The 21450-nt window shown below is 63.3% G+C and carries 29 protein-coding genes and 1 other RNA gene; 13 read left to right on the top strand and 17 right to left on the bottom strand.

The features are described 5' to 3' along the window. The first annotated feature begins 23 nt into the window (after positions 1-23). The 3 genes from LB577_RS12630 to LB577_RS12620 all read left to right on the top strand — a co-directional run bounded on the left by LB577_RS12630 (position 24) and on the right by LB577_RS12620 (position 1211). On the top strand, positions 24-284 hold the full coding sequence (locus LB577_RS12630; RefSeq protein WP_010912082.1) for a DUF2312 domain-containing protein: 261 nt from the start codon (positions 24-26) through the stop codon (positions 282-284). Between the two features lie 192 nt (positions 285-476). Then, positions 477-917: a hypothetical protein gene (locus tag LB577_RS12625; RefSeq protein ID WP_224686936.1), complete on the top strand. Its 441-nt coding sequence runs from the start codon at positions 477-479 to the stop codon at positions 915-917. Next, positions 918-1211 carry a hypothetical protein gene (locus LB577_RS12620; protein WP_224686935.1) on the top strand — a complete coding sequence of 98 codons (294 nt, stop codon included), beginning with the start codon at positions 918-920 and terminating at the stop codon, positions 1209-1211. Positions 1212-1276: 65 nt separating this feature from the next. On the opposite strand, the gene msrB is transcribed toward LB577_RS12620, so the two are convergent. From msrB to LB577_RS12600, 4 genes are all read right to left on the bottom strand, one after another. Beyond that, positions 1277-1681, bottom strand: a complete 405-nt coding sequence (msrB, locus tag LB577_RS12615) for a peptide-methionine (R)-S-oxide reductase MsrB (RefSeq protein ID WP_013892492.1) — start codon at positions 1679-1681, stop codon at positions 1277-1279. 95 nt (positions 1682-1776) lie between these two features. Continuing rightward, on the bottom strand, positions 1777-2967 hold the full coding sequence (locus LB577_RS12610; protein WP_224686934.1) for a vWA domain-containing protein: 1191 nt from the start codon (positions 2965-2967) through the stop codon (positions 1777-1779). Positions 2968-2973: 6 nt separating this feature from the next. Continuing rightward, positions 2974-3420: a GNAT family N-acetyltransferase gene (locus LB577_RS12605; protein ID WP_224686933.1), complete on the bottom strand. Its 447-nt coding sequence runs from the start codon at positions 3418-3420 to the stop codon at positions 2974-2976. A gap of 78 nt (positions 3421-3498) precedes the next feature. After that, a complete protein-coding gene (locus tag LB577_RS12600; RefSeq protein ID WP_224686932.1) occupies positions 3499-4338 on the bottom strand; it encodes an AAA family ATPase in 840 nt (279 codons plus the stop codon). 146 nt (positions 4339-4484) lie between these two features. On the opposite strand from LB577_RS12600, the gene ssrS reads away from it, so the two are divergent. The 4 genes from ssrS to LB577_RS12580 all read left to right on the top strand — a co-directional run bounded on the left by ssrS (position 4485) and on the right by LB577_RS12580 (position 7055). Beyond that, a non-coding RNA gene (gene ssrS / locus LB577_RS12595) (6S RNA) lies at positions 4485-4640 on the top strand. A 94-nt stretch (positions 4641-4734) separates the two neighbouring features. After that, positions 4735-5322, top strand: coding sequence for a 5-formyltetrahydrofolate cyclo-ligase (locus LB577_RS12590; protein ID WP_224686931.1), 588 nt, complete (start codon positions 4735-4737; stop codon positions 5320-5322). A 70-nt stretch (positions 5323-5392) separates the two neighbouring features. Further along, positions 5393-6217 carry a YmdB family metallophosphoesterase gene (locus LB577_RS12585; RefSeq protein ID WP_013892499.1) on the top strand — a complete coding sequence of 275 codons (825 nt, stop codon included), beginning with the start codon at positions 5393-5395 and terminating at the stop codon, positions 6215-6217. A 70-nt stretch (positions 6218-6287) separates the two neighbouring features. Beyond that, positions 6288-7055, top strand: a complete 768-nt coding sequence (locus tag LB577_RS12580) for a TerC family protein (protein ID WP_031249992.1) — start codon at positions 6288-6290, stop codon at positions 7053-7055. Between the two features lie 16 nt (positions 7056-7071). Here the strand turns inward: LB577_RS12580 and LB577_RS12575 are convergent, their stop codons facing one another. The 3 genes from LB577_RS12575 to LB577_RS12565 all read right to left on the bottom strand — a co-directional run bounded on the left by LB577_RS12575 (position 7072) and on the right by LB577_RS12565 (position 8564). Beyond that, the gene (locus LB577_RS12575; protein ID WP_224686930.1) at positions 7072-7536 is read right to left on the bottom strand and encodes an SRPBCC family protein; all 465 of its coding nucleotides are present in this window, start codon (positions 7534-7536) and stop codon (positions 7072-7074) included. A gap of 126 nt (positions 7537-7662) precedes the next feature. Beyond that, positions 7663-8055 (bottom strand): VOC family protein, encoded by a 393-nt coding sequence (locus tag LB577_RS12570; protein WP_224686929.1) that lies wholly within the window; start codon positions 8053-8055, stop codon positions 7663-7665. 26 nt (positions 8056-8081) lie between these two features. Continuing rightward, entirely contained in the window at positions 8082-8564 is a 483-nt protein-coding gene (locus tag LB577_RS12565) for an SRPBCC domain-containing protein (RefSeq protein WP_224686928.1), read from the bottom strand. Between the two features lie 51 nt (positions 8565-8615). On the opposite strand from LB577_RS12565, the gene LB577_RS12560 reads away from it, so the two are divergent. From LB577_RS12560 to LB577_RS12550, 3 genes are all read left to right on the top strand, one after another. Next, complete coding sequence (locus LB577_RS12560) at positions 8616-8939, top strand: ArsR/SmtB family transcription factor (protein WP_023766111.1); 324 nt, start codon at positions 8616-8618, stop codon at positions 8937-8939. Positions 8940-9142: 203 nt separating this feature from the next. Continuing rightward, positions 9143-9892, top strand: a complete 750-nt coding sequence (locus LB577_RS12555) for a YebC/PmpR family DNA-binding transcriptional regulator (protein WP_023766112.1) — start codon at positions 9143-9145, stop codon at positions 9890-9892. Further along, positions 9889-10206: a SelT/SelW/SelH family protein gene (locus tag LB577_RS12550; protein WP_013892508.1), complete on the top strand. Its 318-nt coding sequence runs from the start codon at positions 9889-9891 to the stop codon at positions 10204-10206. Before LB577_RS12555 ends, LB577_RS12550 begins: the two co-directional genes overlap by 4 nt. 18 nt (positions 10207-10224) lie before the next feature. Here the strand turns inward: LB577_RS12550 and LB577_RS12545 are convergent, their stop codons facing one another. Together LB577_RS12545 and LB577_RS12540 are read right to left on the bottom strand one after the other, a co-directional pair. Further along, entirely contained in the window at positions 10225-10374 is a 150-nt protein-coding gene (locus tag LB577_RS12545) for a hypothetical protein (protein WP_023777640.1), read from the bottom strand. A 57-nt stretch (positions 10375-10431) separates the two neighbouring features. Continuing rightward, positions 10432-10911, bottom strand: a complete 480-nt coding sequence (locus tag LB577_RS12540; protein ID WP_224686927.1) for a DUF1772 domain-containing protein — start codon at positions 10909-10911, stop codon at positions 10432-10434. A gap of 111 nt (positions 10912-11022) precedes the next feature. On the opposite strand from LB577_RS12540, the gene LB577_RS12535 reads away from it, so the two are divergent. Beyond that, on the top strand, positions 11023-11664 hold the full coding sequence (locus LB577_RS12535) for a TetR/AcrR family transcriptional regulator (RefSeq protein WP_224686926.1): 642 nt from the start codon (positions 11023-11025) through the stop codon (positions 11662-11664). A gap of 201 nt (positions 11665-11865) precedes the next feature. Here the strand turns inward: LB577_RS12535 and rpmE are convergent, their stop codons facing one another. Then, positions 11866-12087 (bottom strand): 50S ribosomal protein L31, encoded by a 222-nt coding sequence (gene rpmE, locus LB577_RS12530; protein ID WP_010912060.1) that lies wholly within the window; start codon positions 12085-12087, stop codon positions 11866-11868. A 206-nt stretch (positions 12088-12293) separates the two neighbouring features. Between rpmE and LB577_RS12525 the strand changes: the two genes are divergently transcribed. After that, positions 12294-14093, top strand: coding sequence for an ABC transporter transmembrane domain-containing protein (locus tag LB577_RS12525; RefSeq protein WP_224686925.1), 1800 nt, complete (start codon positions 12294-12296; stop codon positions 14091-14093). Between the two features lie 66 nt (positions 14094-14159). On the opposite strand, the gene LB577_RS12520 is transcribed toward LB577_RS12525, so the two are convergent. Beyond that, positions 14160-15644 carry a carboxypeptidase M32 gene (locus tag LB577_RS12520; RefSeq protein ID WP_224686924.1) on the bottom strand — a complete coding sequence of 495 codons (1485 nt, stop codon included), beginning with the start codon at positions 15642-15644 and terminating at the stop codon, positions 14160-14162. Between the two features lie 140 nt (positions 15645-15784). Between LB577_RS12520 and LB577_RS12515 the strand changes: the two genes are divergently transcribed. Continuing rightward, positions 15785-16138 carry a DUF1304 domain-containing protein gene (locus LB577_RS12515; protein ID WP_224686923.1) on the top strand — a complete coding sequence of 118 codons (354 nt, stop codon included), beginning with the start codon at positions 15785-15787 and terminating at the stop codon, positions 16136-16138. Positions 16139-16236: 98 nt separating this feature from the next. Here LB577_RS12515 and LB577_RS12510 read toward each other — a convergent pair whose 3' ends face one another. The 6 genes from LB577_RS12510 to efp form a co-directional block, all read right to left on the bottom strand. Continuing rightward, positions 16237-16662, bottom strand: a complete 426-nt coding sequence (locus LB577_RS12510) for a hypothetical protein (protein ID WP_224686922.1) — start codon at positions 16660-16662, stop codon at positions 16237-16239. A 250-nt stretch (positions 16663-16912) separates the two neighbouring features. Further along, positions 16913-17944 carry a peptidoglycan -binding protein gene (locus LB577_RS12505; protein ID WP_224686921.1) on the bottom strand — a complete coding sequence of 344 codons (1032 nt, stop codon included), beginning with the start codon at positions 17942-17944 and terminating at the stop codon, positions 16913-16915. A 1-nt stretch (position 17945) separates the two neighbouring features. Next, positions 17946-18971, bottom strand: coding sequence for a MotA/TolQ/ExbB proton channel family protein (locus tag LB577_RS12500; RefSeq protein ID WP_013892516.1), 1026 nt, complete (start codon positions 18969-18971; stop codon positions 17946-17948). A 123-nt stretch (positions 18972-19094) separates the two neighbouring features. Then, positions 19095-19799: a PAQR family membrane homeostasis protein TrhA gene (trhA, locus tag LB577_RS12495; protein WP_224686920.1), complete on the bottom strand. Its 705-nt coding sequence runs from the start codon at positions 19797-19799 to the stop codon at positions 19095-19097. 149 nt (positions 19800-19948) lie between these two features. Beyond that, complete coding sequence (locus LB577_RS12490) at positions 19949-20749, bottom strand: inositol monophosphatase family protein (protein WP_013892518.1); 801 nt, start codon at positions 20747-20749, stop codon at positions 19949-19951. Between the two features lie 84 nt (positions 20750-20833). Further along, positions 20834-21400 carry an elongation factor P gene (gene efp / locus LB577_RS12485; protein ID WP_013892519.1) on the bottom strand — a complete coding sequence of 189 codons (567 nt, stop codon included), beginning with the start codon at positions 21398-21400 and terminating at the stop codon, positions 20834-20836. Positions 21401-21450: the final 50 nt, after the last annotated feature.

Here is a 21450-nt window from a genome sequence, read left to right as displayed (position 1 = left end):
GAACCGATTTTTTGGAGAAAAACATGGCCGACGATATCACCGAGACCAGCCAGACTGTTGCCGCCGGCCAGCTGCGTGCCCTCATCGAGCGCATCGAGCGGCTCGAGGAAGAAAAGAAGACGATCGCCGACGACATCAAGGAAGTGTTCGCCGAGGCCAAGGGCACCGGTTTCGACACCAAGGCGATCCGTACCATCATCCGTCTGCGCAAGAAGGATCAGGCCGAACGCCAAGAGGAAGACGCCATCCTCGATCTGTATATGGCCGCGCTCGGCATGGTGTAGAGACTGTTTGGAAATTCTACTCTGGCGGCCATCTGATGGCGTTTTCTGCGCTTCCGGTGCTCACGGACCAATGTCCGCTCCGCTCCGGTTCTCGAAACCACCACCATATGACTCGCCAGAGCGAATTTCGAAAAAGCCTCTAAGGGCTCGGCAACGATCTAAACCTGGGTGATGCTGGAGCGGCATCGAACCATGAGCGAATTCGACTTTGGCGGCCGTCGCGCCTCGGAATTCCGCCATCGCGGCTTCTGGTCGCTGTTCGCTGAACGGCATCCGGAAGAAAGGGCGCGGTTGGCGCGGCGTGGACCCTGGTTCTGGCAGCGCGGATTGCCTGATTTTGCCCTGGTCCTGTCCATGTATGTCGCGCCGGCGCAGAACCATGTCGGCGTCTTCTTCGGCCGCAACGAGAAGTTCGGCGCCACGCAAAGCTGGGCGCGGCTGAAGCCGTTCCAGCCGGCGATCGAAGACAGGCTGAAGCTCAGGCCGGAGCAAAGTTGCGAAGGCCTCGGCATCAATTCGATGTGGCGGGTGAACTGCTATGCCGAGGACAACTGGCCGGCGATGACCGACTGGCTGGTGACGGAATGCTCGCGTGTAGAGCAGGCTGTTACCGAAGTGCTGGGGCAGAGCTAGGTGATCGCGGATTTCTTCCGCTCGCGCTGGCTTGGCCAGGTGCCGCTCGACCGGCTGTTCTGGCGCGACATGATTCTCGCCGGGACATTGATCAATATGGCGTCTTCGGCGCTGGCGCTGGTCCTGCTCGGCCTCAAGCTGCCGCTGTGGCTGGTTCTGGCGGTGCATTTCGCGCCGGTGCCCTACAACATCTTCCTGACGTCGGCCGTGTGGCGGACGGCCGAGAGCGGCGCCAAGGCGTCGCTGATGCTGCTGGGCTCCGCACTCTGGCTTATTGCCACCGTGGTCGTCTGAAGAACGGCACCAGGCATGAAAAAGGGCGGCCGAAGCCGCCCTTTTCCGGAGCTATAGGCTGCCGTTCAGGCGGCCGGTTCGAATTTCAGCGCCACACCGTTGATGCAGTAGCGCAGGCCGGTCGGCGGCGGGCCGTCCTCGAATACGTGGCCGAGATGGCTGCCGCAGCGGGCGCAGTGGCATTCGGTGCGGACCATGCCGTAGCTGCGGTCGATGGTGTTCTCGACCGAACCTGGCACCGGATCGTTGAAGCTCGGCCAGCCGGTGCCGCTCTCGAACTTCAGCTTGGATTCGAACAGCGGCTGGTCGCAGCCGACGCAGGAAAATGTGCCGGCGCGCTTCTCGTAGAGCAAGGCGCAGCTTCCCGGGCGCTCGGTGCCGTGGCCGCGCATGACCGCATATTGCTCCGGCGTCAGCCGGGCGCGCCATTCGGCGTCGGTGCGGGTGACGGGATAGGTGTGGGTGTCCATGTGATCTCCTCAGCCTTGGCGGCTCGTTATTGGTTGCAACCTCATATTCGCCCGAAGATAGGCGTTTGTTACCGGCATGGCCAGTTCTGGCGCACTCAATGCTTCCTTGAAAGCTGCTTAGTCGCGCCTTCGAGCCCGGCCAGCGTCAGCGGAAACATGCGGCCGCCGAAGATGTCGCGGATCATCGCGATCGAATGGGTAAAGCCCCAGTTCTTCTCGCTCTCCGGATTGAGCCACACCGCATTCGGCCACTGCCGCAGCAGACGGGCGAGCCAGACAGCGCCGGCTTCCGGGTTCCAGTGTTCGACCGAGCCGCCGGGATGGGCGATCTCATAAGGGCTCATCGAGGCGTCGCCGACGACGATCACCTTGTAGTCCGGCCCGTATTTGTGGATGAGGTCGAAGGTCGGGACCGTTTCGGCATGGCGTCGTCGATTGTCCTTCCACACGCCCTCGTAGAGGCAGTTGTGGAAATAGAAATATTCGAGCTGGCGAAGTTCGGCGCGGGCGGCCGAAAACAGCTCCTCGACGCTTTTGATGTGATCGTCCATCGAGCCGCCGACATCGAAGAACATCAAAAGCTTCACGGCGTTGCGCCGCTCGGGCCGCGTCTGCACGTCGAGATAGCCGTGCTCGGCGGTGGCGTGGATTGTGCCGGGCAGGTCGAATTCTTCCTCAGCGCCCTCGCGCACCCAGCGGCGCAGCCGCTTCAGCGCGATCTTGATGTTGCGGGTGCCGAGTTCGACCGCATCGTCGAAATTCCGGAATTCGCGCTTGTCCCACACCTTCACCGCGCGGCGATTGCGGCTTTCATGCTGGCCGATGCGCACGCCTTCGGGATTGTAGCCATAAGCGCCGAAGGGCGACGTGCCGCCAGTGCCGATCCATTTCGAGCCGCCCTGGTGGCGGCCCTTCTGCTCCTCGAGCCGCTGTTTCAAGGTCTCCATCAGCTTGTCGAAACCGCCGAGCGCCTCGACCAGTCTTTTCTCTTCCTCGGTCAGGTGCTTTTCGGCAAGCCGGCGCAGCCATTCCTCGGGAATGTTGGCGACATCCACCGCATCCGGTCCGCCCAGCGCCTCGATGCCCTTGAAGACATGCGCGAACACCTGGTCGAAGCGGTCAATATGGCGCTCGTCCTTCACCAAGGCGGCGCGGGCGAGGTAATAAAAACCTTCGACGTCGTAGTCGACCAGCCCGGCTTCCAGACCCTCCAGCAGCGACAGATATTCCCTGAGCGAGACGGGAACGCGTGCAGCCTTCAGTTCGAGGAAGAAGGGGATGAACATGGCCGGTTATAGCAAATCATACTCGACGAAGCCCGTGCGGCGGGCGACGTGGTCGTAAAGCTTGCGTGCGGTGGTGTTGGTCTCGTGCGTCATCCAGTAGACATTCTTGACGCCGATCTTGCCGGCTTCCTGCTTGACCGCCTCGATCAGTGCCGCACCGATACCCTTGCCGCGGACGTCCGGGTCGGCGAACAAATCCTGCAGATAGCAGTTGTTTTTCTCCGACCAGCCGGAGCGGTGGTACAGGTAGTGCGTGAGACCGACCGCTTTGCCGTCCAGTGTGGCGATGAAGCCTTTCGGCTCGAATTCACCCGGAGTGAATAGCCGCTTCCAGGTGACGGCGTAGACCTCTTCCGGCAGCTTGGTCTCGTAGAAGGTCAGGTAGTCGGTCCACAGGCGGCGCCAGTCGGCATGGTCGGATTGGGCAAGCGGGCGGACGGTGATCTCGGTCATTTCGTTTCCTCCGAAGGGGTCAGGTCGAAGCTGCCCACCTGTTCGGCTAACGGCAACGGTCCACAGCCGGGGAAAGCGCTAACCCTGCCTGCGCGCCATGAAGGCCAGCCGCTCCAACAGATGGACATCCTGCTCGTTCTTCAGCAATGCGCCGTGCAGCTTGGGCAGCGCGTTCTTCGGGTCGGCGCGCAAATCCTCCGGCGCGATATCGTCGGCGACCAGCAGGCGGATCCAGTCGAGCGCCTCGGAGGTCGACGGCTTCTTCTTCAGCCCCGGCACTTCGCGGATCTCGTAGAACTGGGTGAGCGCCGCGCGCACCAGATCGTGCTTGATGCCGGGATAGTGGACGCCGACAATCCTGTGCAGCGTCTCGACGTCGGGAAAGCGGATGTAGTGGAAGAAGCAGCGGCGCAGGAAGGCGTCCGGCAGCTCCTTCTCGTTGTTGGAGGTGATGATGACAATGGGACGGATTGCGGCGCGGATGGTCTCGCCGGTCTCGTAGACGAAGAACTCCATCCGATCGAGCTCTTGCAGGAGGTCGTTGGGAAACTCGATGTCGGCCTTGTCGATCTCGTCGATCAGGAGCACGACCTTCTTGCCGGCGGCGAAGGCTTGCCAGAGCTTGCCGCGCTTGATGTAGTTCTTGATGTCGTTGAACCTGGTATCGCCGAGCTGGCTGTCGCGCAGCCGCGACACGGCATCATATTCGTAAAGACCTTGCTGGGCCCGCGTCGTCGATTTGACGTGCCATTCGATGAGGTCGAGGCCGAGTGCCGCCGCCACCTGGCGGGCGAGTTCGGTCTTGCCGGTGCCGGGCTCGCCCTTGACCAGCAAGGGCCGCTCCAGCGCGATCGCCGCGTTGACCGCCACCATCAGATCCTTGTCGGCGACATAGGCCTCCGTGCCTTCGAAACGCATTTGTGCTCCTTGGTTCATTCCGGGAGACCGTAAGGAGGCGGCTCGGCCCGCGCAAGGGTGGGGTGTCCGTGACGACCGTGCGAGACCCGCGGGGAAAGAACGCCAATTCTCTGGCGCTTAGCCGACCGGCGGCCTATATTGGGCGGGACGGTCTGCGCTTCCCGGCAGGAGAACATTTTCCCCGGGGCCTTAACGATCCTTAGGGAGCTGTCCCTGGGAAGACCCGTGGGTTTTCTCACACGGCGCCCACCTACTTTGTAGGTTCCCGGGATCGCTCTCTCCACCGGTTGTGTGGATCGTCACTTCTTGCCCATCTCCGCGTATTCCGGTGGATGTTGCGGTAGAAAACGTCGCTCCTAAAACGCCCTCCAGATTTGACCTTTCTATCGTCGCGGCATGACATCTCTCAAAGACCTGAAAAAACAGCTTCGCCTCGAGGCTCTCGGCCGCCGCGATGCGCTTGATGAATTCTGGCGTGTGGAAGTCGCGCTCGAAATGGCCGAGACGGCGCGCGACCAGCTCGCCATCGAACCCGGCCAGATCGTGTCGGGCTTCTGGCCGATGCGCTCGGAGGTCGATGTGCGGCCGCTGATGTTCGCCCTGCGCGAAAAAGGAGCAAGGCTCTGCCTGCCTGCCATTCTCGACAGGACGACAATCGTCTTTCGCGAGCTGGTGCGCGGTGCGCCGATGGTCGAGATGGGTTTTGGCACGGTCGGCCCGCACCACGAGGCCGAGGTGCTCGACCCCTCGGTGATGCTGGTGCCGCTCGCCGCTTTCGACGCGCGCGGCCATCGCATCGGCTATGGCGCCGGCTATTACGATCGCGCCATCGCCAGACTGGTCGACAAGGGCCATGCGCCCCGGCTGATCGGCATCGCCTTCGACTGCCAGGAAGTTCCGCAGGTTCCGGACGAGCCCCACGACATCATCATCCCGGAAATACTCACCGAGACCGGGTTGCGCCGCTTCACGCCAAAATTGTAGATAAATGGACGCATGATCTTTCACTGGCGTCATGCAGCTTTTGCTTCGCTGACTTTCGGTGCGGGATCATATGAGACTTCTCTTCCTCGGTGACATGGTAGGCAAGACGGGACGCACGGCGGTTTGGGAACAACTGCCCGGCCTGATCTCGGACTTCAAACTCGATTTCGTCATCGTCAATGGCGAGAATGCCGCCGGCGGTTTCGGCATCACCGAGGAGATATTCCGCGAGACCATCGCCGCCGGCGCCGATGTCGTCACCACCGGCAACCATGTCTGGGACCAGCGCGATGCGCTGGCCTTCGCGCCACGCGAGGAACGCTTCCTGCGGCCATCCAACTTCCCCAAGGGCACGCCCGGGCGCGGTTCCGGCGTCTACATCGCCAGGAGCGGCGCGCGCGTGCTGGTCGCCAACATCATGGGGCGCGTGTTCATGCATCCCGAGCTCGACGATCCGTTCCAGGCCGGTGAACGCGAGCTTGCCGCCTGTCCGCTCGGCGAGCAGGCGGATGCTGTGGTGATCGACTTCCACGCCGAGGCGACGTCGGAAAAGATGTGCTTCGCGCATTTCGTCGATGGCCGCGCCAGCCTCGTCGTCGGTACCCACACCCACCAGCCGACCGCCGACCACCAGATCCTCAATGGCGGCACCGGTTACTTATCCGACGCCGGCATGTGCGGCGACTATGATTCCTCGCTCGGCATGGACAAGGAGGAGCCGCTCAACCGGTTCCTGTCGAAAGTGCCGAAAGGCCGGTTCGAGGCGGCGAACGGACCGGCGACATTGTGCGGCGTCGGCGTCACCATTTCCGACCGTACGGGACTGACCGAGAAGATCGCGCCGTTTCGTCGCGGGCCGCGCCTGGAAGAAACGGCTCCGTCCTTCTGGTCGTGACATTGATATAGGGGGTCGCAATACCTAACTGCCGGCGACACTGCTCTAGATCGTAGAGGGGACGACCTCCATGCAGCTTATCGAATTCCTTGCGCCGCATTTTCAATTTGTTTCCGATCCAACTGCCTGGGTCGCGTTGTTGACGCTGGTTGTGCTCGAGATCGTGCTCGGCATCGACAATCTGATCTTTATCTCGATCCTGACCAACAAGCTGCCGGAAGCGCAACGCGCCCGCGCCCGCCGGCTCGGCATCTCGGCCGCGCTGATCATGCGGCTGGTGCTGCTCGCCACCATCTCGATCATCGTCCAGCTGACGACGCCGGTGTTCACGGCGTTTGGACACGGCTTTTCCTGGCGCGACCTGATCCTGATCGCCGGCGGCCTGTTCCTGGTGTGGAAGGCAACCAAGGAAATCCATCACACGGTCGATCCCGACGACCACAAGGACTCGATGATGGGCGAGACGCTGCAGATCAGCCTTGCCGGCGCGATCTTCCAGATCCTGCTGCTCGACCTCGTCTTCTCGATCGATTCGATCATAACCGCCGTCGGCATGACCGACGAGATCGCCATCATGTACATCGCGGTGATCGTCGCCGTCAGCGTCATGATGCTTGCCGCCGGGCCATTGGCGGACTTCATCGCCAAGAACCCGAGCATCGTCATGCTGGCGCTGGGTTTCCTGCTGATGATCGGCATGACGCTGATTGCCGACGGCATGGGCTATCACGTGCCCAAGGGCTACATCTATGCGGCGATGGGTTTTTCTGCGCTGGTCGAGGGCCTCAACATGCTGGCGCGGCGACGCAAGAAGGCGAAATCCGGCGACCGGCACTGAGGCTTGCCGGGCGAAACTAATGCCCCGGCACGCCCTTTGGGTGACGGTCGCCGATCAGGCCCAATGTCAGGCCTTGCTCTAGCCAGGCCTTGGCGCCGGCCAGGACGAGCGTGAAGCCGCCGGTCGAGCCGACGGCTTCCTTCACCTGCTCGTCGCCATTGCCGGCAAAGCCGAAATTGCGGACCTCGACAAAGGTCGCATCAGGCATTTCGGTGAAGGTCCAGACCACCGTGGTCGGCGGATCGCTCCATTGCATGACGATCTTCTCGTTCTTGACGATCTCGCTGACGTTGACCGTTGTCGAGACGCCATACATGCGCCATTCCCAGCGAACCTCATTGCCGCTGTCCAGCCGGCTGCTGCCGTCGGTGAACCAGAATTTGGTGGTGATGGCCGGATCGACGATGGCCTCGAACACCTCGGCGACGGGCCGCCGGATCAGCATGCCTGCTTCGGCGGTTGGTGTTTCGCGGATTTCCATGGTGGCCTCCTTCGAAAGGTCGTTCATCGCACGAAAGGTCGTTCATCGCACCGCGACCGGCGTCTACGCGGTTCCAGACAGCAAACGCCAAGCGCCATCCCGGAGTTGCCTCACCCCCAAGTTGCCTCAGGCCAGATTTATCTGCCAGGAGACGCCGAACCTGTCGTTCAGCCAGGCGAAGCGGCGGCTGAAGCCGTAATTGTCAGGCGGCATCAGGAACGCGCCGTCCTTTGCCAGGATCTCGACAATGCGGTTCAGCTCCTCTTCGGAGGAACAGTCCACGTAGAGCGAGACCGAGGGTGTGAAGGTGAAGGCGTGATGCACCGGGCTGTTGAAGGCCATGACCTCCAGGCCGGCGATGGATACGCGCGCCAGCTTGACCACGCCTTCCGGGCCATCCTCGCCGGCGCCGTAGCGCGTTACGTCAAGGATCTTGCTGTCGGGAATGGTCTCGCAATAAAGGGTCATGGCCTCTTCGGCCTTGCCCTCGAACATCAGGAATGGCGTTACTTTCGTCATCGCGAATCTCCCTCTCCCTCATTGTTTCAAATGTTGGTCGCGTTGGCGGGTTCGCCCCTCATCTCGCTGCGGTAATAGCCGTCGCGCAAGTTGATGCTATATTCGACATAGGCCTTCATGCAGGCCAGCATCTGCGACCAGCCCTCGCAGTTGAGGTAGGACTTCTTCAGCCCTACCGCGCCCTCCTGCCAGCCGCTTTCGGCGATGGTGACGAAGGTGCCGCCATCGTCCAGCGGCTCGAAATTCATCTCGATACGGGTCTTGTAGGCGGGCTTGCCGTCGGCGTCGGTGGCATCCCAGCGCAGCACGATGCGGCTGTCCTTGACCACTTCGTCGACCTCGACCGGCACCTTGCCCCACCAGACGACGCCCGCGCCGGCTTCAAGCGGCGCGCTGGCGCCGCCGATGGTGGTGAAATAGCCGCTCAGCTTCTTCGGATTGACGACGGCGTCGAAGACTTCGGCGACCGGCCTGCCGATGCGTCCAGAAACCTTGAATCCAAGAGACATATCCACAGCTCCTTCCTTGATTGACCCGAGAATATGTTATAGAAATATAACATGTCAAGCCGATCGCAAGACGACAATGTTTTCAAGGCGCTGGCGCATCCACGCCGGCGCGAAATGCTGGACCAGCTGAAGGAAGAGCCGAAGACCACGGGGATGCTGTGCGATGCCTTTCCCGACATCGACCGCTGCACCGTCATGCTGCATCTCAAGGTGCTGGAGGAGGCCGAGCTGATCGTGGCGCGCCGCGAGGGACGCGAGCGCTGGAACCATCTCAACGCGCTGCCGATCAAGCAGATCCACGATCGCTGGATCAGCCAGTATGCCGGCCACGCGCTCAGCATCATCGACCGGCTGAAATCGGATCTCGAGGCGTGAGCCGCGCTGTCTCTCCCGCAGCGAACGCGGCGCGGCTGGACGAATTGAGCCGATTTATCTATAAGCCGGCCATTCCGACAGAGAACGCCGTGCTTCCGCGAGTTGCACCCGGGACGCTCTGAAATTTTGAATTCGAGCATTTTGCAAAAGCGAGGTGAGCCACCTCGTCGCAGCGTGCTCTAGCCGAACACGACAGGGGTGCCATGGCTGGCCATTCACAGTTCAAGAACATCATGCACCGCAAGGGCCGTCAGGATGCGGTGCGGTCGAAAATGTTTTCCAAGCTGGCGCGCGAAATCACCGTTGCCGCCAAGAGCGGAACGCCCGATCCTTCTATGAACCCGCGCCTGCGCCTGGCGATCCAGAACGCCAAGGCGGTGTCGATGCCGAAGGACAACATCCAGCGCGCCATCAACAAGGCCTCGATGGGCGATGCCGAAAACTACGAAGCGGTACGTTACGAGGGCTATGGTCCCGGTGGCGTCGCCGTCATCGTCGAGGCCCTGACCGACAACCGCAACCGCTCGGCCTCCAACGTGCGCGCCGCCTTCACCAAGGCCGGTGGGGCGATGGGCGAAACCGGATCGGTGTCGTTCATGTGGGATCGTGCCGGCGAGATCTACTATCCGGTGTCGGCCGGCAGTGCCGACAAGGTCATGGACGCGGCGATCGAAGCCGGCGCCGATGATGTGGAGTCGGACGAGGAAGGCCATACGATCTATTGTGCCTTTGAGAACCTCGGCGAGGTGTCGAAGGCACTGGAAGCCTCGCTCGGCGAAGCGGAATCGGTCAAGCTGATCTGGAAGCCGCAGAACACCGTTCCGGTCGACGAGGAGCGCGCACAGTCGCTGATGAAGCTGGTCGCCACGCTCGAGGATGACGACGACGTCCAGAGCGTCTACGCCAACTTCGAAGTCGACGAGGCGACGCTGGCCAAGCTCAGCGCGGCATGAGCGCAGCTCAACCCGGCGTGGACGAAAAGCGGCTGCCCGGCATCCGCATCACCTATTGCACGCAGTGCCAATGGCTGCTGCGTGCCGGCTGGATGGCGCAGGAGCTGCTCTCCACCTTCGGCACGGATCTCGGCGAAGTGACGCTGGTGCCCGGCACCGGCGGCATCTTCACCATCTCCTGCAACGAGGTGATGGTCTGGGATCGCAAGCGCGACGGCGGCTTTCCGGATGCGGCCAAACTGAAGCAGCTGGTGCGCGACGTCATCGACCCGGATCGCGACCTCGGTCATGCCGATCGGAAAACAAAGGCGTAGAGGTCGCCAGCGCTGCCGTCATTTTCCTCGCCATGCACCGAAGGCGGCGCCAATCGCGATGCCCATGGCAATGCCCACCGGAAAGTCGTCAAGGGCGGTGCCGATCGCGGCGCCGATACCAACTCCGATTGCCATGCCGAAGGCCATAGTCGAATATTGATCCTTCAAAACGCGTCTCCCGACGATCGTCCTGAACTTTTCAGGCGCTGGAAATGACTCCTGCCGTCAACGCGCGGCGAACCAGAGGGATGCCATAGCGGCTATTGCCGTGATGGCGCGGACATGGTTCCACATCACCCATTCATCAAGGTAGCGGCACCACAGCATTGCGCCTTCGCTGCTGGCCGGGTCGACGGCCGCCAATGCATCGTTGAGCGGCACGTTGAAGACCATGGTCACGATCGGGTTGCCGACGAGATAGATCAGCGCGCCGGCGAGAAGCCAGAACGAGCCCGGCTGGCTCCAACCGATGATGGCGCCGGCGATAAGCACAAGGCAGATCAGTCCGGTCCCGAAAAGTGCGGTCATGAAAGCCGGGGTGATGACGGTGACGTTGATCGAGTTCATCGCGGCGATGCCGCTCGCCGCAGGCAGGCGGGCGAGCGCCGGCATGACGAAGTTGGAAAAGGCAAAGAACACGCCGCCGACGACGCCGGAGCCGATTGCGGCGAAGAAGATCAAGGTGGGGAGAGATTTCGCGATCATGTCGGTTGCTCCAGAAAATATGAATAATCCTCACATTTGCAAAACGTGATAAACCCTCGTATTTTTCGAGTCAAGCCATTGCCTGGCCATTTTGTTGAAATCGGAGCCATCATGGAGGACACCGCAGCCCCTGTTTCCCCGCAGGAACAGCTTGCGTCGCCACGGCGCGCGCCAAGCCAGCAGCGCAGCCGCGAGCGGGTCGAGCGCATGCTGGCCGCCGCCTCGGCGCTGATCGCGGAGCAAGGCAGCGATGCCATGCGAATGGGCGAGGTGGCGGAACGGGCAGGCGTTTCGATCGGCTCGCTCTACCAGTTCTTTCCCGACAAGCGGGCGCTCATCTGGGCGCTGGCCGAGCGCTACACCGCCGAGAGCCAGGCCTGCATTTCAGCGGCGCTCAAGGATGTCCGTGATGCAGAAGGTCTGCGGCGGGCCTTCTCGGAATTGGTCGACATCTACTACCGGCTGTTCCTGGCCGAGCCGGTGATGCGCGACATCTGGTCGGGCACGCAGGCCGACAAGGCGCTGCGCCAGCTGGAACTCGCCGACAGCCGAGCCAACGCTGAATTCCTTGTGGCGGTGCTGAAGCGATTGCGTCCGGGCGCCGATCCGGTGGCGCTGGAGACCATCGCGTTTTTTGTCTGGCAGATGGGCGAAGCCGCGATGCGGCTGGCGATCTCGGTCGAGCGGCAGGAGGGCGACAGGCTGGTCGCCGCCTACAAGCGCATGGCGCTGCGGGAATTGCTCGCCGAGTAAGACGCTCTCACCCTCCCCCTCGTGGGGACGGTCGCTGCGAAGCAGCGGGGTGGGGGCGGCGCCGGACCCCCACCCGGACCTTTGGTCCGACCTCCCCACAAGGAGGAGGTAGAGGCCCCAGCTTGAGGCGATCTGCCTTGCGGCCAACAAAAAACCCGCCTCGGAGGCGGGTTTCTGATCTGCGGCAATGCCGAAGTGCGCTTAGAGGCCGAAACCCTCAAAACGCTTCTTGAACTTCGACAGACGGCCACCGCGGTCGAGCAGGGTCTGCTGGCCGCCGGTCCAGGCCGGGTGGGTGGTCGGGTCGATATCGAGGTTCATCGTATCGCCTTCCTTGCCCCAGGTCGAACGGGTCGTGTACTCGGTGCCGTCGGTCATGACGACCTTGATGGTGTGGTAGTCGGGATGAATAGCGCTCTTCATGGGTCGGTTCCTGGCTTGTCGGCGCGGCTCACGGGCCAATGGCCTGCGTCGATGCGCCCCTTTTTAAAACTCGAAGCCGCAGCTATTGAGGAGCCACGGCTTCTAAAACGGTCGGCGTGCCTATACATCAGCCGGAATTGAATCACAAGGCCGCGGCGAGCGCATATTGAGGCGCACACACCGAGGCGGCTAGAGGAAACACCGAGATGGCGCAATCCAGCAGCGCAGACGAGCGTCGACGCTCGCTCAAGCCGCTCAGCCGCCTGTTCCCCTATATAACGCATTACCGCACGCTGGTTGTCGGTGCCCTCATCTCGCTGACCATCGCGGCGGCAACGACTTTGGCGCTGCCGCTGGCCGTGCGGCGCATGATCGACCATGGTTTCTCCTCAGCCAACACCATCTTCATCGCCGAATATTTCGCCGCCCTTGTGGCAATGGCTGCCGTGCTGGCGGCCGCATCGGCCGGCCGCTACTATTTCGTCATTACACTTGGCGAGCGCGTCGTCGCCGATATCAGGCGCGATGTCTTTGCCCATGTGACGACGCTGTCGCCTGCCTTCTTCGACACCGCCCAGTCGGGCGAGATCGTGTCGCGGCTCGCCGCCGACACCACGCAGGTCAAATCGGCAGTCGGCGCCACCGCCTCGGTCGCGCTACGCAACGTCATCCTTGGCCTCGGCGCGGTGGGGATGATGGTCGTCACCAGCCCGAAGCTGTCAGGCCTGGTCATTGCGGCCATTCCCGTCATCGTGCTGCCGCTGGTCGCCTTCGGGCGGTCGGTGCGGCGCAAGTCAAGGCAGGCGCAGGACACGCTGGCCGAAGCGACCGCCTATGCCAGCGAGCAGATCGGCGCGGTGCGCACCTTTCAGGCCTTCACCAATGAGAAGCTGGTCACCGGCCATTTCTCCAGCGCCGTGGAGGCTGCTTTCGAGGCGGCGCGCGCCTCGATCTTCGCGCGCTCCTTCCTCACCTTCTTCGCCATCTTCACCATCTTCTCCTCCGTTGTCGCGGTGCTGTGGTTCGGCTCGCGCGACGTGCTCGAAGGCACGATATCGCCGGGCACGCTCGGCCAGTTCCTGCTCTATTCAGTGTTCGCCGCCGGTGCGCTCGGCGCGCTGTCGGAAGTCTGGGGCGAACTTGCGCAGGCCGCGGGTGCGGCAGAAAGGCTGACCGAGATCCTGGCCGAGAAGCCGGCGATCCAGGCGCCGGCCGATCCGAAGCCGCTGCCGGCGGTCGCCAGGGGAGCGATCGTCTTCGACGACGTCTCCTTCTCCTATCCGGCCAGACCCGACCGCGCCGCCGTCCACGGGCTGAGCTTTCAGGTCATGCCCGGCGAGACGGTGGCGATCGTCGGTCCTTCGGGTGCGGGCAAAAGCACGGTCTTCTCGCTGATCTTGCGCTTCTACGATCCCGAAACCGGCAAGGTGCTGATCGACGGCGTCGACGTGCGCGAGGCCGATCCCGCCTCGGTGCGCGAACGCATCGCGATCGTGCCGCAGGACGTCACCATCTTCGCGGCCACCGCGCGCGACAATATCGGCTTTGGCCGGCCGGGCGCCGGCAAAGCCGAGATCGAGGCGGCGGCGAAGGACGCGCTGGCCGACGAATTCATCCTCAAGCTCGACAAAGGCTATGACAGTCAGGTCGGCGAGCGCGGCGTGACGCTGTCCGGCGGCCAGCGCCAGCGGGTGGCGATCGCCCGCGCCATCCTGCGCGACGCGCCGATCCTGCTGCTCGACGAAGCCACGTCGGCGCTCGACGCCGAAAGCGAGACGCTGGTGCAAACGGCGCTCGAACGGCTGATGCAGGGCCGCACCACCATCGTCATCGCCCATCGGCTGGCAACCGTGCTGAAGGCCGACAGGATCCTGGTCATGGATGGCGGCTCGATCGTCGAGGAAGGCACGCACCATAGTCTCGTCGCCAAGGGCGGCATCTATGCACGGTTGGCCAAGCTGCAGTTCGAGACCGGCGCCAGCGCCTTCCGGGGCGCGGCGGAGTAGGCATTTTCCGATCCGGCGGGCTGTTGCCGCCGGTCGCCGAAAGCCGGAATGGCGCGATGGCCGGTTTCAGCCGCCGTAGCGCTGCTTCAGGTGGTTGACGAAATACGCGGCGTTGAGCTTTTCGCCGGTGGCGCGCTCGAGCAGCTCCGGGGTCGACCAGCGCGATCCTTGCGACCATATCTTCTTGCGGCGCCAGTCGTTGATATCAGCGAAATTCCCTTTCGCCAGATCGTCATCGACCGACGGATGCTCCCGCGTCAGCGCGGCCCATTGCTGCGCCGCCATCATCGCGCCCAGCGTGTAGGAGGGGAAGTAGCCGAAGGCAGCACTTGGCCAATGCACGTCCTGCATCGGCCCGTCGGCAGGATTATCAATGGTCGAGAGGCCGAGATAGTCGCGCATCCTGGCGTCCCAGGCTTCGGGCAGATCAGCCACCTCCAGCCGGCCCGTGACAAGTTCCTGCTCCAGTTCGTAGCGCAGGATGACATGCAGCGGATAGGTCACCTCGTCGGCGTCGACCCGGATCAGGCCGCGCTCGACATGGTGCACATGCGGCAGGATATGGTCGAGCGACCAGGCTTCGCCGAGATGCTTTTCCACCACCGGCAGAGCCCAGCGCCAGAAGGCGGGGTTGCGGCCGATTTGCTTTTCGACGAACAGGCTCTGGCTTTCATGCACGGCCATGCCGCGGGCCTTGCCGAGCGGCCAGTGCGACCATGCCTTGGGCAGGTTCTGTTCGTAGAGCGCGTGCCCGGTCTCATGCAGCACGCCCATCAGCGCCGACAGGAAATCCGATGTCTTGTAACGGGTGGTGATGCGCACGTCGCTCGGCACGCCGCCGCAGAAGGGATGGTGCGACACCGAGAGCGAGCCGTGTGTCAGGTCGAAGCCGACCGCCGCCATCATGGCAAGGCCGAGTTCGCGCTGGCGGTCGATCGCGTAAGTGCCCGAAAGCGGCTTCAGAGGATGCTTGCGCAGCCGCGCTTCCTGCACTGCCAGCGCCTCCGGCACAAAACCTTTGAGGAAGGCCTTCAACTCGGTGAAGACAGGGGTGATGTCGGCGACGCGGTTGCCGGGGTCGTATTGCTCCATCAGCGCGTCATAGGGCGCGAGGCCGAGCACGTCGGAGCGCAGGGCGGCCTCTTCGCGCACCAGCGCCACCACGCCCTCCAGCGCCGGCTGAAAGCCCGCCCAATCATTCTTGGGGCGCAGGTCGCGCCACAGCTGCTCGCAACGCATGCGCGCCGTCGTCTGGCGTTCGACGAATTCGACCGGCAGGCAGGTCAGGTTGGTGTATTGGCGCCGCAGTTCGGTGAGTGCCGCGCGCTGCTCGTCGTCGAGCACCTCACCTTCGGCGGCGGCGATCCAGTCGGATATCTCCGGTGCGGTCGCCCTGGTGTGGTACATGCCGGCAAGGGCCGCCATCGCCTCGGCACGCTTTTCGCCACCGCCCACGGCCATGTGGGTCGCTTCATCGGCACCGAGGATGGCCAGCGCATGCTCGAGCGCTTCGAGCTTGTGGCCGAGATCGTCGAGTTTCTGAAAGGACATGGCGGCTTCCGTGATTGAGGACGGCGCGAAAAGACACCAACGCAAAAGCGTTGGCAACCCTCAGAGATCGTCCGGCAGATGCGCCTTGCGCCGACGCCGTCGCGCATGAAATGCTGACGGGCCAAATGAAGGGGAAGCAAATGATCGGCAACATCCTGGTCGGGCTGGTGGCCTTGGTCCATGTCTACATCGTCTATCTCGAGATGGTGCTTTGGGATACGCCGCGCGGGCACAAGACATTTCGCCTGACGCCGGAATTCGCCAGCGCCTCGAAGGTGCTCGCCGCCAATCAGGGTCTTTACAACGGATTTCTCGCCGCCGGCCTGATCTGGGGGCTCACCCTCGGCGCGGCCGGTTTCCAGGTCAAGGTCTTCTTCCTGTTGTGCGTGGCCATTGCCGGCCTCTACGGCGCGGCAACGGTCGGCCGCAAGATCCTGTTCATCCAGACCGTGCCGGCTGTGCTCGCCCTGATCGCGGTCTGGCTTGGCTGGTAGGCAAACTCGGCCGATCAGGAAAAAGGGCGCCCGCGGGATTGGGGCCCCGAAGGCGCCAGGTGGTTCCTTCCTCTGGGACCTTTCCAGGCGGGATAGCCTCAGCCGTTCGGATAGTTTCCGCCGTCGGAGCCGTCGCCCATCATGAAACCGCTGCCGGTGTCGCCCCTCAGCCGCTGGTCGACATTGTCGAGGCGGCGCAGCAGGTCACGATACTGCGCTGGCGGGATCCTGCCGTGATCCGACGCGGCGATCTTCTCGGCGGCCTGGCTGATCTGGTTGGTGCGCATTTCCAAGTGTTCGGCGACCGCCGGGGTGATGTTGTTAGCCTGTCTTGCGTCCACGATGCCCTGACGGACGCCCTGCGCCTGTTCGATGAGAGCCTCGACACGTGGGCCCTTCACCTCGGTCGGCGGGGCGGCGTCGAGCGCGCCCTTGTGATGGCCCGCGGCATAGGCGCCGGCAAGAGGGGCGGCAATCAGTATTGCGGCAAGGGTTGCAGTCTTGAGAGATGCTGAAGAGCGCATGACGGCGCCTCCTTTTGCTGGGGAAAAGGGAGCGGCCTTGCCGCCCCGCGTTCCGGACGCGGGCCGTCCGGTTCCGTCGCGTCGCGATGGGAGGCATCGCCGGCGGTTCTCGGCCCTGCGCAGCAAGCTAGGAGCGCTCCGGCGCGAAGTGTAATTAAAAAAAGATAATCTTTTCAGGCCTTGCCGGTCGCGCTTTGCGCCCTAGAGTTGAGCCGGCGAACAAATTCGCGTGACATCGCGTGATGATGGATCAACGTTCGGTGAGCTTGAGTTCAATGCGGCGGTTCTTGTTGCGCGCCTCTTCGGTGTCGGCGGGATCGAGCGGCTGGAACTCACCAAAGCCGGCGGCGACCAGCCGGTTGGCAGGCACGCCGTTCTCGATCAGGAACTTGACCACCGAGGTCGAGCGCGCCGTCGACAGTTCCCAATTGTCGCGATAACGGCCGGTGCCGGACAGCGGCTTGTTGTCGGTGTGGCCATCGACGCGCAGCACCCAGTTGATCTCCGGCGGAATTTCCTTCTGCAGCTCGATGATGGCATCGGCGAGTTTCTTCATCTCGACCTTGCCTGCATCGTTGATCACCTCGGAGCCGGTCGGGAACAGCACTTCCGACTGGAAGACGAAGCGGTCGCCGACGATACGGATGTTCTCGCGATCGGCGAGGATTTCGCGCAGGCGGCCGAAGAAGTCGGAGCGGTAGCGGTTCAGTTCCTGCACGCGCTGGGCCAGCGCGACGTTGAGGCGGCGGCCGAGATCGGCGATCTTGGTGTTGGAATCGCGGTCGCGCGTTTCGGACACGTTGAGCGCGTCCTCGAGCGCGCCGATCTGCTTGCGCAGTGCGGCGATCTGCTGGTTGAGGATCTCGACCTGGCTCAGCGCCTGCTGGCTGATCTGGCGCTGGTTGTCGAGTTCTCCGCCGAGCTCCGCGGCCCGCCGGTTGGCGGCGTCGCCGGCGCCGGCGCCTTGCGCCAGCAATTGTTCGAGCCGGCTCTTCTCGGCCTCCGCCGCCGACAGCGATGCCTGCAGATTGGCGAGCGAATCATCCTTGTCCTGTGCTGTCGAGCGCTCCAGCGCCAGAAGCTGGGTCAGTTCGTTGATCTGCGAATTGAGGCGTGACAGCGCCGTATCCTTGCCGGAGATTTCGCGGCCGAGCAGGAACTGCGCCAGCACGAAGACGGTGAGCAGGAACATGATGGCCAGCAGCAGCGTCGACAGTGCATCGACGAAGCCCGGCCAATAGTCGATGCGGCGATCGGCGCGCCGCGCCCGTGCCAGGGCCACGCTAGTGTACTCCCTGCTTCTTCAGGGCGTCGGCGATCTTTTCCAGCGTGTTGCGCATCGCCTTCTGCTCGTCGGACTGAGCCTCGACCCAGTCGCGCATGATCTGCTGCTCGGAACGCATGTTCTTGACCAGGCCGGAAATGCCATCGGCAAGATTGGCCATGGCGGTGGCAACGCGCGGGTTGGAGCCGCCGCCGTTCTCCTGCATGCTGCGCAGCTTTTCGGACAGCACGCGGATCTCGTCGGAGGATTCGGTCTTGGCGGGGTCGGAAACCACGATGTCGGACGAGAGGTCCGTGACCGAGGACAGCCAGTTCTCGAGCTCGGTGTAGAAGCGCGTCTGGGCGCGGCCGGCCTGCAGGTCGAGGAAGCCGAGCACGAGCGAGCCGGACAGGCCGAACAGCGAGGACGAGAACGCGGTGCCCATGCCGGCCAGCGGCGCCGACAGGCCCTGCTTCAGCGAATCGAGCACCGCGGCCGCGTCACCCGTGCCGGGATCGAGCGACTCGATGGTCTCGCGGATCGAGCCGATCGTGTTCAACAGGCCCCAGAAGGTGCCGAGCAGGCCGAGGAACACCAGCAGGCCGACAAGATAGCGCGAGGTGTCGCGGCTTTCATCGAGGCGCGTGGCGATGGAATCGAGCATGGTGCGCATCGAGGAGGTCGAGAAGGCCATCGACGACGAACGGCCGATCATCGCCTTCATTGGCGCCAGCAGCACCGGTTCGGTGGTTTCCGAGCCGGCCCGGAAGGAGTTGACCCATCGCACCTCGCGAAACAGCCGCCCGACCTGGACGAAGGCCAGCAGGATGCCGACGGCGAGCACGCCGACGATCAGGCCGTTGAGGCCGGGATTGGTGACGAAGGCGGTCGAGATCTGGCGGGTCAATATCGCGGCGATAAACGCCACGATGGCCAGGAAGATGACCATGGTGAGCAGGAAGACCTGCGGGCTCGACAGTTTATGTGGATCGTAGATCAGGACGTCGGAGCGCCTGCCCATGCCGAAGGATCTGAGAAAAGCCATTCGTGCCCCGTTTCCGATGCCGCTGCCGCCGATCACGTCGTTGGCGACTCTAAACGGAATTGTGACCAAATTGAATGGCGCTTGGCAATATTGCCGTCGGGCTAATGTGCAGCGCGTCCAATCTCAAATGCGGTTGATTACCAGACAGTCGACCATGGCCGCCAGATGCAGGCCGGCGCCGGTGACGACGAAGCCATGCCACAGCGCGTTGTGGAAGCGCAGTCCCTTCCAGGCGAAGAAAACGACGCCGCAGGAATAGACGACGCCACCGGCGACAATGAGCACGATCGACGTCGTCGGCAGCGTCTCGACGAGCGGCTTGACCAGCACGACCCCGCTCCAGCCGATGGCGAGATAGAAGACGATCGCCAGGCGGTCGAAGCGGCCGGGGAAGAACACCTTGATGGCGATGCCCGTTACCGCCGCGACCCAGACCAACACGATCATCCAATTGGCCAGCGGCGAGCCGTCGAGCTGGGCCAGAAACGGCGTGTAGGTGGCCGCGATCAGGAGATAGATCGCGGCGTGATCGAAACGCCGCAGGACCCATTTCACAGGCGAGGTCACCGGCCACAGATTGTAGGTGAGCGATACCGACAGAACGGTGAGCAGCGAGACGACATAGAAGGCGGCGGCAATGTATTCGCCAGGCCCGACCCGAGACGCCGCCAGCGCCAGCAACGCCGAGCCGGCCGCGATCGCCAGCACGATGCCGACCGCATGGACGATGCCGTCGGCGATCATCTCCGCGCGGGAGTAGTGCCAGCGCCCGACAAAGGGGATTTCGAGTGCGGCGGGGATTTCGAGTTGCGGCGGTGTGTTCGTCATCAATGATCCTGCGTCACCCTATCTGGGCAGCCGCCGGACAGTATTTCAAGCTTTGGTTGCGGTTTTGCGACTGCGGCGGTTCAGCGCGGCGGCATTTGTGCCTTTACGCAATTCCCCAGGGAAAGCTGCGCGCCTTTCCCGGAATTGCTTCAGCGGGGCGCGAGGGGCTTTTTCACCGTCTTCAGCAGCGCGCGCTGGATGATCTCGTTGCCGGCGACGACCGAACCATGGTCCAGCATGTCCTGTCCGCCATCCATGTCGGAGACGAAGCCGCCCGCCTCGCGGATGAGGAGCAGGCCAGCGGCGATGTCCCAGGCCGACAGGCCGATTTCCCAAAACCCATCCATGCGGCCGGCGGCGACATAGGCGAGATCGAGCGAAGCCGAGCCAAGGCGCCTGACGCCGGAGACCTCGGCCATGACGTGGCGCAGCTCGATCAGGAAATTGCCGTGCTGGCCGCGTCCCAGATGCGGCACGCCGCAGCCGATCACGGCGTCGACGAGCTTGGTGCGGCCAGCGACGCGCAGACGGCGGTCGTTCAGAAAGGCGCCGCCGCCGCGCTCGGTCGTATAGAGTTCGTCCATCGCCGGATTGTAGATGACGCCGGCGACGATCTGGCCCTGGCGCTCGAGCGCGATCGAGACGGCGAACAGCGGAATGCCGTGCAGGAAATTGGTGGTGCCGTCGAGCGGATCGACGATCCAGCGGTGCTGGCTGTCGTCGCCGGCGACGATGCCGCGCTCTTCCATCAGGAAGCCATAGCCCGGGCGTGCCTTCGACAGTTCGGCAAAGACGATGTCCTCGGCCTTGCGGTCGGCCTGGCTGACATAGTCGCCCGGCCCCTTCATCGAGACCTGCAGGTTCTGGACCTCGCCGAAGTCGCGCGACAGCGAGCGGCCGGCCTTCATTGCGGCCTGGACCATGACGTTGAGAAGGGCTGAGCGTGCCATCGTATGTCTTCCTGTGCCCGCATTAAACTCTGTCTTGATGCATGTCGGTGACCCAAAACCGGGGCCACTTTTGGGCGACATGCATCAGTCGGCGCGGCGCACGTATGTGATTTCGTTGGTGTCGACGATGATGCGTTCGCCGGCGCCGATGAAGGGCGGCACCAGAACGCGGATGCCGTTCTCCAGCACCGCCGGCTTGTATGAGGATGCCGCCGTCTGGCCCTTCACCACCGGGTCCGCCTCGGTGATCGCCAGGGTCACGTAGTCGGGCAGCGAGATGCCGATCGGCCTTTCCTCGTAGAGCTGCACCGTCACCATCATGCCGTCCTGCAGGAAGGCGGCGCGGTCGCCGACGAAGTCCTTGTTCAGTTCGAGCTGCTCGTAGCTCTGGGTGTCCATGAACACCAGCGCGTCGTCCTGTTCGTAGAGGAAGGAAAAATCCTTCAGGTCGAGGCGGATCTGCTCAACCGTCTCGGCCGAGCGGAAGCGCTCATTGAGCTTGGTGCCGTTGATGAGGTTCTTCAGCTCGACCTGGTTGTAGGCGCCGCCCTTGCCAGGCTTGACGGTGTTGGTCCTGACCGCCACCCAGAGGCCGCCATCGTGCTCGATGACGTAGCCGGGACGGATTTCGTTGCCGTTGATCTTGGCCATGATGAGGTGATCCGGGATGCTGCCAACGGCCAGCCGTTGGTATGGGATTG

The sequence above is a fragment of the Mesorhizobium sp. B283B1A genome (assembly GCF_020165735.1).
GTDB lineage: Bacteria > Pseudomonadota > Alphaproteobacteria > Rhizobiales > Rhizobiaceae > Mesorhizobium > Mesorhizobium opportunistum.
Note: the sequence above shows the minus strand (reverse complement) of the source record. Positions and strands in the feature narration are given on the sequence as shown.